Below are 13,344 nucleotides of genomic sequence, written 5' to 3' on the forward strand. Positions count from 1 at the left end.
ACTGGCCGCACTGCGGGTGCATCGTGAGGCCGTGCTTTCTCATTGCAATTGACGATGTATGGTTCATCAGTTGAGCCATGGTCGACACACAGGAAAAGAATCGCCGCGATGAACCGCTGACGTCCGAAGACCTCGCCGTCTGCGACAGCGTCCTCGATGACATTTGTCACCGATACGGTATCGAGAATGACAAGGAGGCCGTGTCGCGCTTGGCTGCCATCATTATCGAGTTATACCGACAAGGAGTGCGCGAGCCAAAACAATTGGCGCTGTTGGCAGGAGCTACACTCGAATAAGGGCCTGTCATTCCCGCCTCGTTCCATTTCGACAGTTCGTTCCTCCTCCATCCGCACGAGAACCGGGCATTCCCGCGCCCTCGGCCTGCTTCCTCGAAAGAGGTGATTGCAAAAGCCTAACAGGTGCTCACGAAGGAACTCGATGCGGCCCGGCGTGTCGTTCTTTGGGAACCAACATTCGACGGACCGGTCACATCTTCATAAGATTCGGCGGCACTGTTATTGGCCACGGCTATGGGCGCGTTTGAGAAGACAAAGCTGTTCTCATTTTTTCGCAAGAACTTCTGTAGAAAGCTATCGGACCGCAGCGATTGGCATCGTTGAACAGGCCCCGCCGTCATTGGAACGGCCGTGGCGCCCGGCCCGTCAGATATGGTCTCGTTGAACACGTTTCCACCACGGCCAGAGATGCCAAAATCCGAGTAGCATGACAGCGGCGACTGCCGCCGTAACATTTGCAAGAAACGGGCTTTGGGTAGCTTTGCCGATCACGACGTGAACATCAGCCGTCAAGCCCAACGCCAAAAAGACGGTGGCGGCAAGCAGAAAGCGGCTCGCGATATGGTAGAACTCGGCCACGTTTGAGCCGTCGTAAACGATGCGGTGATATGCAGCCGGTGTTACCAAGAGTATGGTCGTAAGTGCGACCGCACCAAGCGCGACGCAATGAAACGTTTTTGCCGAGGCGCCAAGATCGGCAAACCCGCTCGTCAGGACAATTGCAAGCTGGAAGCCCAGCAATGCCTGAGCACCGGGCAACACCACGCGGGCTTCCGTTAACACATAATCGATCTTGGCGGCGGTCGCTGTCTTTTCGTCGGAAGTAGCCATGCTCGTATCTTCCTTGCCGTCGCGAAGCAGTGGACCGTACCACAAGCCGACTGCCGCGAGACCGCCGAGGATGCCGGCTGCGACACCAGCCGTTAATCCAAGGCCGCGGTTAAAAGCAACGCCGATATCCAAACCGAGTGCAAGGGCAAATGGGCCAAGCGTCAACATGGATATCCGCGTGAGGAGACCGTTAAACTCCGGGGTCGCTTCTCCCCGCTCCACAATCCGATGGCGCGCGCTCGGTGTAATCAGAAGTCCGATGATCATGACCATGATGCAAAGGACGATCGCTTCGATCCCTTTCTCTGTGGCACTTAGACGGGAAAACGCGTTTTGAAACGGCGCTTGGAACTGAAAGCCGAGCAGGATTTGTGCGCCCAGCATCAGCATTCGCAACTCGTCCAGAGCCGTCTTCGTCTTGTCGGCCAGAGACACCTGCTCGACCTTTCTTTCGCGCAAAAGCGAACGGCTAAGCTACAACAGGCGGGTCGGGGCAATTGTTCCCGTGGTCCTTTCGAGACTCTGAGAGATCGTCTCACAGTCCCGACTATGCGATTTCGTCCCGATCGCCCGAAGGCGCCTGATCGAAGTGTGGCCGACGTCCGGTGAGCATGTGCGAATCCAAGATCAAACTTTTCCGGCCGTTCGGAGTTCTACCTTCTCAACGAAGGAGACACACATGTCATCGAAAGGCACCGCCCAGAAGCAGCGCGAGATCCAGAAGGAAGTCCAACATACAGACAAGACGGCAAAATCAAAGCCGTCCGGAGCAATGCAAGCCGGAGCCCGTCGCTACCCCGAGCCGCCATTGCCGAAGATCCATCAAAGCAAACCAGGTTCGCAAGCCGATTTACCCCTAGTGCCAATGTGCGATGCGCCGTTCTATAGGGGATCGGAAAAGCTGAAGGACAAAGTTGCGCTTATCACCGGCGGAGACTCCGGCATCGGCCGTTCCGTGGCGATCCTGTTCGCCCGCGAAGGTGCTGACATCACCATCGTGCATCTCGATGAAGCCGAAGACGCGGAACAAACCAGAGCAGCCGTCGAGAAGGAGGCGCGGAAGTGCTTTGTTATCCGCGGCGATGTCAAGGATCCCGGTTTTTGCCGGTTGGCTGTCGAGAAGACCGTCATGCAATTCGGGCGTCTCGACATCCTCGTCAACAACGCCGCCTTTCAGGTTCATGCCCAGGATATCGAAAGCCTCAGCGACGAGCACTTCGACGAGACCCTAAAGACGAACTTATATGGCTATTTTTACATGGCAAAAGCGGCCATTTCGCATCTCAAGAACGGCGCTGCGATCATCAATACCGGTTCCGTCACGGGTCTCGACGGATCGAAGGAGCTGCTCGACTATTCCATGACGAAGGGTGGCATACACGCATTTACGCGCTCGCTTGCAGCACAGCTTGTGCCAAGGGGCATACGTGTCAACGCTATCGCACCGGGACCGGTCTGGACACCGCTCAATCCTTCGGACAAAGAGGCCGAGGATGTGGAGACATTCGGATCCCAGACGCCGATGAAGCGGCCTGCACAGCCGGAAGAAATCGCCCCGGCTTATGTGTTTCTCGCATCGCCGCAGATGTCGAGCTACATCACCGGCGAGATTCTGCCAATCGTTGGCGGATATTGACGCGGTTGTTCCAAGGTCGCAGGCATTGGCGCCTAAACGTGGACGCGCAGCACCCATCTTCGGGCCCGCGATAACAAGGGGCCCAAGTTTGCCGGCGATATAGCCAATGAAAGGTGCGGGCAATGCACCGAACCGCCGCGCCCCGTAGATCCGGCCATAGACTTTGATGGCATCGGGAGCAAAGCAGTCCTCGCGCGGAGAAATCAGGTACTCTTTGCTCGCTGATGAGCAATGCTCGAAGCTGGAACTTTCTTGGCGCCGGACAGTTCCTTCTTCCTGAGACAAGGAGAAACCAAATGCCCGCAAAATCCAAAGCGCAGCAGAAAGCAGCCGGGGCTGCCCTTGCTGCAAAACGTGGTCAAACATCGAAGAGCAGGCTCAAGGGCGCCTCCAAGGAGATGGTTGACACCATGAGTGAAAAACAACTCGAGGAATTCGCCTCGACAAAGCGCAAGGGAAAGCCCGAACGCGTTTCGCACTAACGGCGTAGTGCCGCTTGTGCGTTGTGCCAAGGCTCCCCTGGACAGCGACGCCATCACCTCATTCGGCGGCTTGAGATCAGGGTGATGTAGGACCGGTGCTCTTCTGATCGTAAACAATGGCGTCGCCGGGATTCGCGGACTTATCAGCCGTCAATTGCTCCTCTCCTTTGCCGAGGCATGCTGCTGTCCCTCGTCGGCATGCCGTCCGTTTGCCGCGGCAGCCGCGGGAAGGCCGCTCCGGCGCGCGTCGTCGGCCATTTTTTCGCTAAGCGTCATTTAACCTTGTAGGTTCAACTGCAGCAGGATTTGCGCAGTCGTTTGTTGGGCAGACGCTTTTCACGGTCGATAAACGGGTAGATAATCCTGGTGTTTCCGGCCGCTCCTATTGGCGCGGCCTTCGTGCTTGCTATAAAGAGGCGGCGGGAACCGCGTCTAAATGGCCATCTCTCCGGCTGGCTGTTTTTGCCTAAGGGGTCCGCCAGTAGATTTGGCTGGAAGGAGCGCGGTGGTCCACGGGTCAAGCCTCCCAAGGTTCAGGGATTCGAAAAGAGTATGCCTGCATCGACAGTCCGCCGTGATTTTCAGCCGGATGGCGTCGTCTGCACGATGCTCATCGAACTTCCGGAGGCTTCACAAAATGGTGTGGAAATCTGAGCTGAACCAACCGCTACTAGGCGCGAGAGTGTTGATAGCCGAGGACGAGGCTTTGATCGCCCTTGACATGGAGGCGACGTTTCTGGACGCGGGCGCAGAAGTCATCGGTCCGTGTGCAACAGTTTTGGCGGCAATGGACGCGGTCAGGAATGAAGAGCCTTCCCTTGCGATCCTAGACATCCGTCTTGGCAGCGAGACGACCGAAAGTATCGGCGACCTTTTGACCGAACAAGGTGTTCCGTTCCTGTTCTACAGCGGGCAGGCCTTGCCCGACGACATGAAAAGGAAACGTGGCGGCGCCGTTGTTGTGGCGAAGCCAGGCGAGAGGAAACTTCAACGTCTCGCTTGCCGGAGGTGACCGTCGAGACCTTCATCATTGCGCCCCTCCTGCCGGCGCAAGCGCATGCTAGTCCCGATCGCCGTGTTCGGACCGATTGGCCAGTCTCTGCCCATCGGGCATTGAGCTGTGTCGCAATGCCCAAAGGCAGTCACTGACCTCAACTCCATTTTTCCTATCCAACATCACAGGATGACTTCGATCATGCCCGCGCGAATGTCTGCCAGCCCCGTCGGTATCGGCACCGGCAACGCACGGAGCCGAGTTGAAGCGGCTTTCGTCGTATGTGGAAGCGTAGACCTTCTGCATCTGAGCAGAGATCGGCCGCGCAGTGACGGCCCCGAGAAACCATCAAAAAGCGATGCCTTTGAAAGTGGCGAGATGGATTACGCAATGACCCGAACTCGCAAGCCGACAGCCGGGTTATCTTGGCTTCGAAAGTGCCCGCGGCGCAGACGGTTTCGGCATATTGATCTCCTATTGGAGGGATCCCAGTAGACCGTAGCGGACATATGCTGAGCGAGACGCTCTAACCAAAGCGGAGCCTGCCATCGCCGCCATGCTATAGTCGGGGATGAGGCGGCCATTCTGGAGTCCGACGCTCGTATTCGGTCGGAACATTGCGTGTGCCAACCAGTTCTTCTTGCGGAAAGCACGCGAGTACCGAGCCTATGACCGAGAAAGTCCCAAATTCGCTCACAAAGGACGATCCAAAACCACGTGTTCGCCGTCTTGCCCCCCAAGATCCAGCGCCGGGACCCGCTGAATGCAAACATCCACCTCGAGATACAAGAGATGCACCCGCGCCAAACCCGAATGGCGGGCCCCTCGACACTCCTAATCCTGCGCCGAAGGCTGGCTGCCCTCCTGAAGCTCGGTAGCCATCTGAGATCAAGTTCCCGTTATTGTCTTTAGTCAACGGCGCGCAGGATATGCTCACGCGCCTCTCGTCCTTCCGGCGTCGGCATGCCGGCATAGTTATGCGGTTGGCCGCAGCCTGGTACTCGTTCAGGTGTTCCCGAATTTCGAGCGAAGAAGTCCTTCGTAGCTGCGCTCTTGTTGTTCCCGCTACTCGGCAGCGTGACGCATCGGATACTCTTCCGGTGGCTCGACAAGGGCGATAATTTCGAAGTCGCTGATCATATAGTGCTGATCTGACCCCAATACCGCCAGGCTCCAGTAGTCAGGGGCCTCGCCGAAGATCGTGGATACCTGCACGATCGTCGTCCGCCTATCGGCATACTTATCGGATGTCGCCCAGTAAAAAGCGCCCGCAACCAAACTCGTCATCACGCCTTCTCCCACAAGGAAGGCGAACGATATCACAAAATCACCAGATGACTACGCTTTGCCTTTCGTCGCCCACAAGCGTTCCGCCGTCCCTGGAGCCCGCTGGTGGCCGCTAAAATCCAGGGGAGGTTGGTCGGAGGGATGTCAACCGATTGCAAATCAAGGGTAGTGGTTTCCATATCGAAATCATGTGTTCCGCGCCAGTCTCCAATTGTCCGGTGGAAGCGCCGAGCGCGTGGAGCGCATAATTTAATTTAGGAATTTCTAACAAATATGGTGAATAGCCGAAATTTCGCCTTGGTGGTTGGGAACCTTCGTGCGCGGTCTGCGTTTGCGGTCCGTTAAAATGGAGGAGGAAGTCATGCCGGTAGCGACGTGGCAATCGCCAGTCACCATATCGACTGGAACCCGCAGCAGCGAAACGGTGGCCAGCCCGTTCGAGGCGGTCATCTATCTGGCCGATAGCTGGGCGGACTGCAGCAGCGTACCCTTCATCGAGGCACGGAATGCCTGCCGCGGCGCGCTGGCCGGCCGCATCGACGCAGAGGTCGCTCGCGCAAAATTCCTGGCGGCCGTCAAGGCGGCAAACATGCATGTTCATTAGTCGCTTTCGAGGGCGGCCCTGCGCCGCCCGACGAGCGCCGCGTCATCTGGTTCTATTTTCGCGGGGATCTGAGGCCAGGCGGCCGACGATTGGCCGGGCCGAGGCTATCCTTACCATCGAAGCCAACTCGGATATCGCATCGACCAGAGTCATCGGATCTAAAATTCAAGCTCACGTGCGCGTCGTCAAGGTTGAGAGCCGATCCGTGTTGTAACGGTTGCGGAGATCGGCGAGCGCTTTTGGATCCGGCGCGCCCTGCGCGGCAAATTTCGCAAGCTCTTCGAAATAGTGCTCGTGGCCGGGCGGACTGTCATCAACACACGGGCCGGTTTCTTACTGACATTGGTAATGTTGTGCGGCACCCCCGGCGGAATGAACAGATAGGTTCCAGACGTCGCGCAGACCACCTGATCGCCGACATGCCACTCACATTCGCCCTCGAGCGTGATTGAGCTTCAGCCGAGGAGCTTTTCCAGGTCCATTGCTCAATTCCTTCGACGACCTGTATTACCAAAAACGTATCCGGCAGTTGTTCGACTCCATTCAAGAGCATAGGCTCACTTCTTCAGTCCACTCAAGAGCAAGAAACCATGCACAGCAACGGATTGGGTGTCGATGCGACCGCTTGCTGTGGAGGGGCAATGAGCGGAGCATGCAGCACCCTCAGTCCAGGAAGCCGAATGCCGCATCAATTCGACCTATTTTCAAGCGAGATTGCTCCGGGCGAGGTGGCTTGCGCGTCCGCAACGAAGCGCCGGCCGGCGACCGCGTTGACCGAAGACGAAATGGTCCAGCACCTTCAGGCAACCGGCCAATATCGCATTCTCAAAAAGCTCTGCCCACGCGATGTTGCGCCGATCGCGTCTCCGGGGTTCCCCTTGCGAGGCGTTATTCTCGATACTGAAACCACCGGCCTCGATCATAGGAAGGACGAGATCGTCGAGATCGGCGCTGTTGCCTTCACGTTCGATATGGCTGGCAACATCGGCGATGTCGTCGGCGTGTATGGTGGCCTGCAACAGCCGATGAACCCGATCCCCCCGGATATAACCCGGCTAACCGGCATCACCGACGAAATGGTGGCCGGGCAGATGATCGACATGGCTCAGCTTCGAGCACTGATCACGCCGGCGGACATCATCATCGCCCACAACGCAGGCTTCGATCGACCGTTCTGCGAAGCCTTCTCGCCTGTCTTTTCCGGAAAGGCCTGGGCCTGCTCTGTTTCGGAGATCGATTGGACCTCGCGCGGATTCGAAGGAACCAAGCTTGGCTACCTGATCGGACAGGCCGGCTATTTTCACGAAGGTCACCGTGCTGTCGATGATTGCTTCGCCCTTTTTGAAGTTCTTGCGCAGGCGAGTGGGACGCTCGGTACTCCATTTGCTGAACTCTATGAAACCAGCGGGCGATCACGCGTTCGGATCTTTGCAGAAAATAGCCCCTTCGACATGAAGGATATTCTCAAAGCACGCGGCTACCGTTGGGCAGACGGCAGCGACGGCCGCCCGAAATCCTGGTGGATCGAGCTCGCCGAAGGCGCTCTTGAAGACGAACTGCGTTATCTCCGCTCGGAGATCTATCGCTGGGATGAGGCAGACCCGCCAACAAAGTGGCTCACCGCGTTCGATCGGTTCAAGGCGTGAGGGAGGAGCGCTGTCTCGCTTTGCCGGGAGCCTCGCTGCTCGGCCACCATATCGCCTACGGCACACAAGCCTTGAAAAATAGCTAGAGATGCCGACGTCTCGTGGCCCCGTAGACAGAAAAGCGCCCGCATGAGATGGAAACCATCGCAAATGGGGGCGGAACCTCGTCGAGAGCACAAGGGCGTGCCAGTTCGCGCAAGTATGCAGGAGCCGTGAACGTTCCTTTCGTTGAAGGGAACTCTATGGTCAGGCAACACCTACAGCCTGCCTAGAACTTCAGATAATCGCGCCAACCTCCCCGCGCACGCCCTCCCGCGAAGCGGGTTCGTGCAAGAGTCCCATAGCGGTCATCGAGCTTTCGCAAACTCCATCGCAAGTGCCTTCTTCTGGAGCGCGCGTGCGACAGAACATGGCGATTTCCCGGGCAGCCGGGGTGTGGCGATGTCAAGTACTTGCCGGAATACGGGCGATGACCTTTATCTCAAAGTCGAAGCCGGCGAGCCAGTTTACACCGAGCGCAGTCCAATTCGGGTAGGGTGGCTTGCTGAAAATCTGTTGCTTGACAGCCATGATAGTTCCGAACTGGTTTTCAGGGTCAGTGTTGAAGGTGGTTACGTCCAAGATATCATCCATCGTGCAACCCGCTGCGCTCAGCGTTGCCTTCAGGTTTTCAAAGGCCAGCCGTACTTGGCCTTCGAAATCGGGTTCCGGTTTCATCGGAACGGCTGCCAACCTGTCCGGACACAAGCAGCAGATCACCGGATCGGATAGCGGCGGAATAGCCGCGCTCCTCGTAAAGGCGCCGAGGCAAACTGACACGATTAAAACTTTAGATTCTGTTGTGGCAATTATTTCAACCTTTATCTGCATTGCTCTGGAAAGGGAGAATATTATGGGTTGGAAGATAATCGCAGTTTGCAGCGCGCTTTCATTCGCGTTTGGCGTTTTCGATTATATAGCAGGAAACAGCTCGTTCGGATTGGTGGATTTTATTGTAACGCTATTCCACATGGGTGGAGCGATCATCCTTGTTTTTTATGCTTTTAACATTGTGGTTCTAGATGCAAAGCTTCTAAGTGGTTTCTCAATTATTTTTACGGCGTATGTTTTGGTGCAGATTACCTACGCTTTGTGGGTCGCATTTCCTCTCATAGCGAATGCTCGCTCCCACATGTATGCTGCTGGCGTCATCATCCCGCTCTCCGTAATTATCATCCTAGACATTTTGACTTGGATTGCCGTTCGACGGTATTCGAAGGGTTTCATTCTTCGAGGTGCTGTCGAATCTTGAGCTTGGTCGAGCTTTGATGGCTTTAGGCTTTAGGCAGACACGCTATCTCCGCCAATTGGCTTGGATCAACGTGATCTATACGCCATAGCCTTGAGCCCGAAATCGACCTGACAGATTTCAGACGAGCGTGGAGCCCACTCAATCTCGAAAACCATGCAGGTCGATTGGCTCGGCCCGATCTGGACGTTCAGTTCATCCTGGCGAAGAGGGACACGGTTGTCTTTGCCGGAGCTTTCAGAAAGCCTGATACGGCAGGTCAGGACGCTGGGCTGAGGCGACGCATCCCTGCTGGTAGGCCTCCTTCAACACGGCGGGATCACTCAGCCACCCAGCGCCATGGGTTTGGGTCAAGGCGTCATCCACCCTGTTGCGCAGGACAACCTCCAGCATATGAAGGGAGGCGTAGAAGTCGGCCGAGAGCTGCACATTGTAGCTATACAGCCGTTCGCCTAGGGACACATTGCCCTGCGCCCAACCAAGGTAGGTGGAGAAGCGGTCTGTAGAGAGGATGTCAGCTAGGGGCATTGGTCAGGGACGATGCTTGTAATTCGCAGGGGTCTGTGCCATATAGATCATGTATCCCCTGGCTGGTCACTGCTCTGCATACCGCCGGGGCAAGTTTTTTTGGGGCTAGGTGTTTGTCCATGATCCCCGCAATTATCTCAGCTTTCTCAACCTGTCACCCCTGATCCCTAGGCCTTGTCCAAGGCGTGGATGCAGATCGTTATCGTCGTTCGCCCCGACGCTGCGCTAATGGGTTCTCCTTGCTCAGAGGCGAAACCTCGCTGATCACGTCTAGTGCTGCCGCTGTTGCTCTTTTTTGTGAGGTAACGCTATGGACAAAGTGTTATCAGCGGTCGATCCTGCTCGCGACAGCTCACTTTTGCACAGGATGGTTCCATTGCAGAGCAACGACCGCCGGCTGTTTTGGCCAGCGCTTTTGATAGCTGTTTTGCTTCTTGCAGGCACCGCTGTTTTTTACCGTGAAATTCGCCACGTCGTAGATCCGATTGGGCTCTTTGACCATCGAGCTCTCGATAAGACTGCCCGATCATCTGGTATCGAGCTCCGCCCTGCTACGGCGGCTTCTTCTTCTCCTCCGCCTATATCTGTATCGCGGCATCTGATCGAGCTCCCGAAGCTCGAATTGACAAGTCAGTTTCTGCGGACCTGGTTGGTCTCAGGGCCAGATATTTGCAGCGCTCTTCGAGAGGCCGGCATCGAGATGAGCGATTGGAAAGTCGCATCGATGCGCAATCGCAGTTATGAATGCTATTTTCAGGGCATTTACGAACGCAACGAGGTGCGTCCCCTCCGTTCGACCTTCCTCAGGGTTCGTGGAAATGAAATGGGCGATATCCTTGAAATCGGCGCCAAACTCGTTGGGCCGAAGACAGATGTCCAGGGACGCCTCTCCCCCGCCGTCCTGCATATTTTCGAACTCATTGTGAAGCAGGCGGGCTGGGCTGATTTTCAGGATACGCTCGTATTGATCGAAAACCTTCGCGATGTCGAATACGAACGATTCGGCTCCTATCTCAGCTTCGCCCGCGAAACCGGGAGCGAAAATAACTTCAATTTTGCTCTTGGTCTTAAGGCGACCTCGGGTCCGCAGGTGAGAACCAAGGCCTATTTTTCGAAAGACCGCTGGATAGTTCTGACAACCGATCGTAAAGGTCCCGCAAACGTCAACTTCATGGACCGTTAGGGCACGTCCATATCAGCCCATTGCGCTCAATGACGGAGTAAGCACCAGTCACAATCCAACGGATGGCAGGTCGGCGGTGCGAGATTGATCACGTCACATTCGATAGGGCGATCTCGCGCCAGATTGCCTGTCTTGGGTACTCAAACGCTGCCGCGATCATTCACGACGAGATCCAGGCGCCTTAGTTTTTGCTCAACGGTCTCACCGGACAAGCGTGCAGTCAGCATTTCGCCGGCATCCCGCCCGAGCTTTGCACTGTCAATGCCAATCGTCGTAAGGCCAGGTGGGATCTCCGCTGCGATATCGCTTTCACCAAATCCAACAATCCCGAGGTCTCTCGGAACTGAAATACCGAGGCGGCGAGCTTCCATGAGACACCCAAGTGCAAGGACGTCATTGCCGCAGAAAATTGCATCAAGCTTGGTCTGGCTCTCAACGATTGAAGATAAGCACGCTCGGCCGTTGGACAATCCGGTCACCTCGTCAACCAGGACTTCACGGGCAAGTTCCATTCCGAGCGTTGCGCACCGCTGGCGGAAGCCGTGCAGGCGCAATGCACCGCGACCGCTTCGGCGACCAACATAGGCCACCTTGCGATGTCCCTTCTTAAAGAGCAGTTCGGCGGCGAGCTGTCCTGCCTCCGTGTTGGAGAAGCCGACAAGCATATCGATCGGATCCTTGGGAAGCGCCCAAGTTTCCATGATGGGGATATCCAGTCCACGCAATATGTCTCGATTGGCCTGAAGTTCGATGACGCCGGTAAACATGACGGCGGCGGGTTTCATCGCATGCAGGGAGCGAATGGCGGCCGTTTCGCGCTCATAGGAATAGGACGTCTGCCCGACGAGAAAAAGAAACCCGGCCTTTTCCAGAACTTCGGCACAGGCCTGAAGCGCGAGCGAGAACTGCTCGCTCAACATGTTGGATGCGAAGGCAAGCACAATGTTCGAGCGGCCACTTTTCAATGCGCTGGCATAGGGATTAATGCTGTAGCCCGTCTGTTCGACAGCTTGCTGAATGCGATGACGCTTGTCAGCCCGCACGCTTTCGGGATTGCGGAGCGCTCTTGAAACCGTGATCGGAGAAACATCCGCCAGTCGCGCGACGTCTGCAAGGCTCGCCCGCTGTGCCGGAAGCTCCGATCCCTCGACCGTGGCCGATTGGTTGGGCGATCGTGCATCGGGTATTCGCACGACGTCGTCGTAAACGAATGCTGCATCCCCTAGTTCACTGTCGTTTTCCATTCTTTCCTCAATGCAGCGGCGCCCGTTGTCCCACTAGCTGCCTCATCTGTTTGAAGCAATGACCCAATTCGCCGACGCCGTGGCGAAGCCCTGTGCCGGATCAAAGTGAACGGCACTCCAAAGCATTATGAACGATTTTGATAACGTTGTCATTGACAGCAATCCAGTCATTGATGATAACGTTGTCAAGCGGACCTGCTTCTTCTGAGAAACGTGGCGTTTGCGGAAGATATCCGTGCAAAAAAAGGGGAGCTCACATGAACGTAAGCAAATTGAAACCACTTGGATCGCCGCGGAATTTCCTGAAGGCTTCGGCCGCCGCAGGGCTTTTGCTGGTGCTGTCGACGAACATTGCGTCCGCGGCTGCCAGTTGCATCAAGGGAGATCGCAAGGCGCCCTACACGATCGGGTGGGCAAACATTTACTCGGTCCCGACCTGGATGAAGCAGACCGAAGGCACGATCACTGCCGAGGTGGAGGAGCTTAAGAAAGCTGGCTTGGTCAAGGACCTGATGATCACCGACGCTCAGGGCAATGCGCAAACACAGATCCAGCATATCCAATCGATGATCGATGCTAACGTCGATGCGATTGTGGTGATCGCCGGTTCGTCCAACGCACTCGATCGCGTCATTTCGGACGCGTGTGACAAAGGCATTGCGATCGTCAATTTCGACAGCCTGGTCAACACGGACAAGGTTACCGCCAAGATCAACACCGATTCCAACGAATGGGGTGGCACCGCCGCTAAATGGCTGGTCGACAAGCTCGGCGGCAAGGGCAATATCATCATCATGAATGGGCCTGCAGGCATTTCTGTCAGCGACGATCGCCGCAAGGGCGCGCAACCTGTCCTGGACGCCAACAAGGACATAAAGGTCATCACCGAGACCAATACCGAATACAACGTGGCGCCTGCGCAAGAAGCGATGACAAGCTTGCTCTTTGCCAATCAGGAGATCGACGGCGTGCTGTCGCTTGGCGGCGCACTGTCTGCCGGTTCGGTTTTGGCCTTTGACCGCCAAGGTCGAGACCAGGTGCCGGTGACCGGGGAAAATGCTCGCCAGTTCCTGGAGTTGTGGAAGGAAAAGGGACTGAAGGGCTGGGCGACGATGCAGCCTAACTGGCTCGGCGCTCTTTCCGTTTACACGGCGGTCCAGGCTCTGGAAGGCAAGAACGTGCCGGCATTCGTTAAGGTGCCGCTGCCCGTGATCGACGACAGCTCGATCGACAGCTATCTTGCACGCGCCGACAAATTCCCGGCAGACGGCTACATTTATTCTGAATACGACAAGGCGCTGTTCGACAAGCTGCTAGCCCAGTAG

13 protein-coding genes and 4 pseudogenes are annotated in these 13,344 nt (G+C 56.3%); 11 read left to right on the plus strand and 6 right to left on the minus strand.

All coding sequences use genetic code 11. The features are described 5' to 3' along the window. Positions 1-77 precede the first annotated feature (77 nt). Complete coding sequence (locus NBG89_RS23165; protein WP_431324420.1) at positions 78-296, plus strand: hypothetical protein; 219 nt, start codon at positions 78-80, stop codon at positions 294-296. A 366-nt stretch (positions 297-662) separates the two neighbouring features. Here NBG89_RS23165 and NBG89_RS23170 read toward each other — a convergent pair whose 3' ends face one another. Beyond that, positions 663-1,562: a DUF6328 family protein gene (locus tag NBG89_RS23170; protein ID WP_431324421.1), complete on the minus strand. Its 900-nt coding sequence runs from the start codon at positions 1,560-1,562 to the stop codon at positions 663-665. A 244-nt stretch (positions 1,563-1,806) separates the two neighbouring features. Between NBG89_RS23170 and NBG89_RS23175 the strand changes: the two genes are divergently transcribed. The 4 genes and pseudogenes from NBG89_RS23175 to NBG89_RS23190 all read left to right on the plus strand — a co-directional run. After that, positions 1,807-2,763: an SDR family oxidoreductase gene (locus tag NBG89_RS23175; protein ID WP_431324422.1), complete on the plus strand. Its 957-nt coding sequence runs from the start codon at positions 1,807-1,809 to the stop codon at positions 2,761-2,763. A 296-nt stretch (positions 2,764-3,059) separates the two neighbouring features. After that, positions 3,060-3,245, plus strand: coding sequence for a DUF3008 family protein (locus NBG89_RS23180; protein ID WP_431324423.1), 186 nt, complete (start codon positions 3,060-3,062; stop codon positions 3,243-3,245). 706 nt (positions 3,246-3,951) lie between these two features. Continuing rightward, positions 3,952-4,257 carry a response regulator gene (locus tag NBG89_RS23185; protein ID WP_431324424.1) on the plus strand — a complete coding sequence of 102 codons (306 nt, stop codon included), beginning with the start codon at positions 3,952-3,954 and terminating at the stop codon, positions 4,255-4,257. Between the two features lie 360 nt (positions 4,258-4,617). After that, a pseudogene (locus tag NBG89_RS23190) lies at positions 4,618-4,726 on the plus strand (antibiotic biosynthesis monooxygenase family protein); the annotation flags it as partial. A gap of 578 nt (positions 4,727-5,304) precedes the next feature. Here NBG89_RS23190 and NBG89_RS23195 read toward each other — a convergent pair. Further along, a complete protein-coding gene (locus tag NBG89_RS23195; protein ID WP_431324425.1) occupies positions 5,305-5,526 on the minus strand; it encodes a hypothetical protein in 222 nt (73 codons plus the stop codon). A 361-nt stretch (positions 5,527-5,887) separates the two neighbouring features. Between NBG89_RS23195 and NBG89_RS23200 the strand changes: the two genes are divergently transcribed. Then, the gene (locus tag NBG89_RS23200; protein ID WP_431324426.1) at positions 5,888-6,130 is read left to right on the plus strand and encodes a DUF982 domain-containing protein; all 243 of its coding nucleotides are present in this window, start codon (positions 5,888-5,890) and stop codon (positions 6,128-6,130) included. 171 nt (positions 6,131-6,301) lie between these two features. Here NBG89_RS23200 and NBG89_RS23205 read toward each other — a convergent pair. Further along, positions 6,302-6,573 (minus strand): annotated as a pseudogene (locus NBG89_RS23205) (cupin domain-containing protein); the annotation flags it as partial. A 237-nt stretch (positions 6,574-6,810) separates the two neighbouring features. On the opposite strand from NBG89_RS23205, the gene NBG89_RS23210 reads away from it, so the two are divergent. Further along, entirely contained in the window at positions 6,811-7,776 is a 966-nt protein-coding gene (locus NBG89_RS23210) for a 3'-5' exonuclease (protein WP_431324427.1), read from the plus strand. A 444-nt stretch (positions 7,777-8,220) separates the two neighbouring features. Here NBG89_RS23210 and NBG89_RS23215 read toward each other — a convergent pair. Continuing rightward, positions 8,221-8,587 (minus strand): annotated as a pseudogene (locus NBG89_RS23215) (RidA family protein). 81 nt (positions 8,588-8,668) lie between these two features. Here NBG89_RS23215 and NBG89_RS23220 point away from each other — a divergent pair. Next, entirely contained in the window at positions 8,669-9,067 is a 399-nt protein-coding gene (locus NBG89_RS23220; protein WP_431324428.1) for a hypothetical protein, read from the plus strand. Between the two features lie 74 nt (positions 9,068-9,141). Continuing rightward, positions 9,142-9,337: pseudogene (locus NBG89_RS23225) on the plus strand (dienelactone hydrolase-related enzyme); the annotation flags it as partial. On the opposite strand, the gene NBG89_RS23230 reads toward NBG89_RS23225, so the two are convergent. Further along, positions 9,302-9,526: a hypothetical protein gene (locus NBG89_RS23230; protein WP_431324429.1), complete on the minus strand. Its 225-nt coding sequence runs from the start codon at positions 9,524-9,526 to the stop codon at positions 9,302-9,304. The pseudogene NBG89_RS23225 and the gene NBG89_RS23230 overlap by 36 nt on opposite strands. A gap of 376 nt (positions 9,527-9,902) precedes the next feature. Here NBG89_RS23230 and NBG89_RS23235 point away from each other — a divergent pair, with 376 nt between their 5' ends. After that, the gene (locus NBG89_RS23235) at positions 9,903-10,775 is read left to right on the plus strand and encodes a DUF6030 family protein (RefSeq protein ID WP_431324430.1); all 873 of its coding nucleotides are present in this window, start codon (positions 9,903-9,905) and stop codon (positions 10,773-10,775) included. Between the two features lie 140 nt (positions 10,776-10,915). Here NBG89_RS23235 and NBG89_RS23240 read toward each other — a convergent pair whose 3' ends face one another. Further along, complete coding sequence (locus NBG89_RS23240) at positions 10,916-12,019, minus strand: LacI family DNA-binding transcriptional regulator (RefSeq protein WP_431324431.1); 1,104 nt, start codon at positions 12,017-12,019, stop codon at positions 10,916-10,918. A 257-nt stretch (positions 12,020-12,276) separates the two neighbouring features. On the opposite strand from NBG89_RS23240, the gene NBG89_RS23245 reads away from it, so the two are divergent. Beyond that, complete coding sequence (locus NBG89_RS23245) at positions 12,277-13,344, plus strand: ABC transporter substrate-binding protein (protein ID WP_431324432.1); 1,068 nt, start codon at positions 12,277-12,279, stop codon at positions 13,342-13,344.

Origin of the sequence: Rhizobium sp. YTU87027, assembly GCF_050644135.1 — a bacterium.
Lineage (GTDB): Bacteria > Pseudomonadota > Alphaproteobacteria > Rhizobiales > Rhizobiaceae > Rhizobium.

Coding starts and splice junctions, on each gene's coding strand:
- NBG89_RS23245 (WP_431324432.1), top strand. CDS start 12,277: ATGAACGTAAGCAAATTGAAACCACTTGGATCGCCGCGGAATTTCCTG.
- NBG89_RS23240 (WP_431324431.1), bottom strand. CDS start 12,019: ATGGAAAACGACAGTGAACTAGGGGATGCAGCATTCGTTTACGACGAC.
- NBG89_RS23175 (WP_431324422.1), top strand. CDS start 1,807: ATGTCATCGAAAGGCACCGCCCAGAAGCAGCGCGAGATCCAGAAGGAA.
- NBG89_RS23210 (WP_431324427.1), top strand. CDS start 6,811: ATGCCGCATCAATTCGACCTATTTTCAAGCGAGATTGCTCCGGGCGAG.
- NBG89_RS23220 (WP_431324428.1), top strand. CDS start 8,669: ATGGGTTGGAAGATAATCGCAGTTTGCAGCGCGCTTTCATTCGCGTTT.
- NBG89_RS23165 (WP_431324420.1), top strand. CDS start 78: ATGGTCGACACACAGGAAAAGAATCGCCGCGATGAACCGCTGACGTCC.
- NBG89_RS23200 (WP_431324426.1), top strand. CDS start 5,888: ATGCCGGTAGCGACGTGGCAATCGCCAGTCACCATATCGACTGGAACC.
- NBG89_RS23235 (WP_431324430.1), top strand. CDS start 9,903: ATGGACAAAGTGTTATCAGCGGTCGATCCTGCTCGCGACAGCTCACTT.
- NBG89_RS23195 (WP_431324425.1), bottom strand. CDS start 5,526: ATGACGAGTTTGGTTGCGGGCGCTTTTTACTGGGCGACATCCGATAAG.
- NBG89_RS23180 (WP_431324423.1), top strand. CDS start 3,060: ATGCCCGCAAAATCCAAAGCGCAGCAGAAAGCAGCCGGGGCTGCCCTT.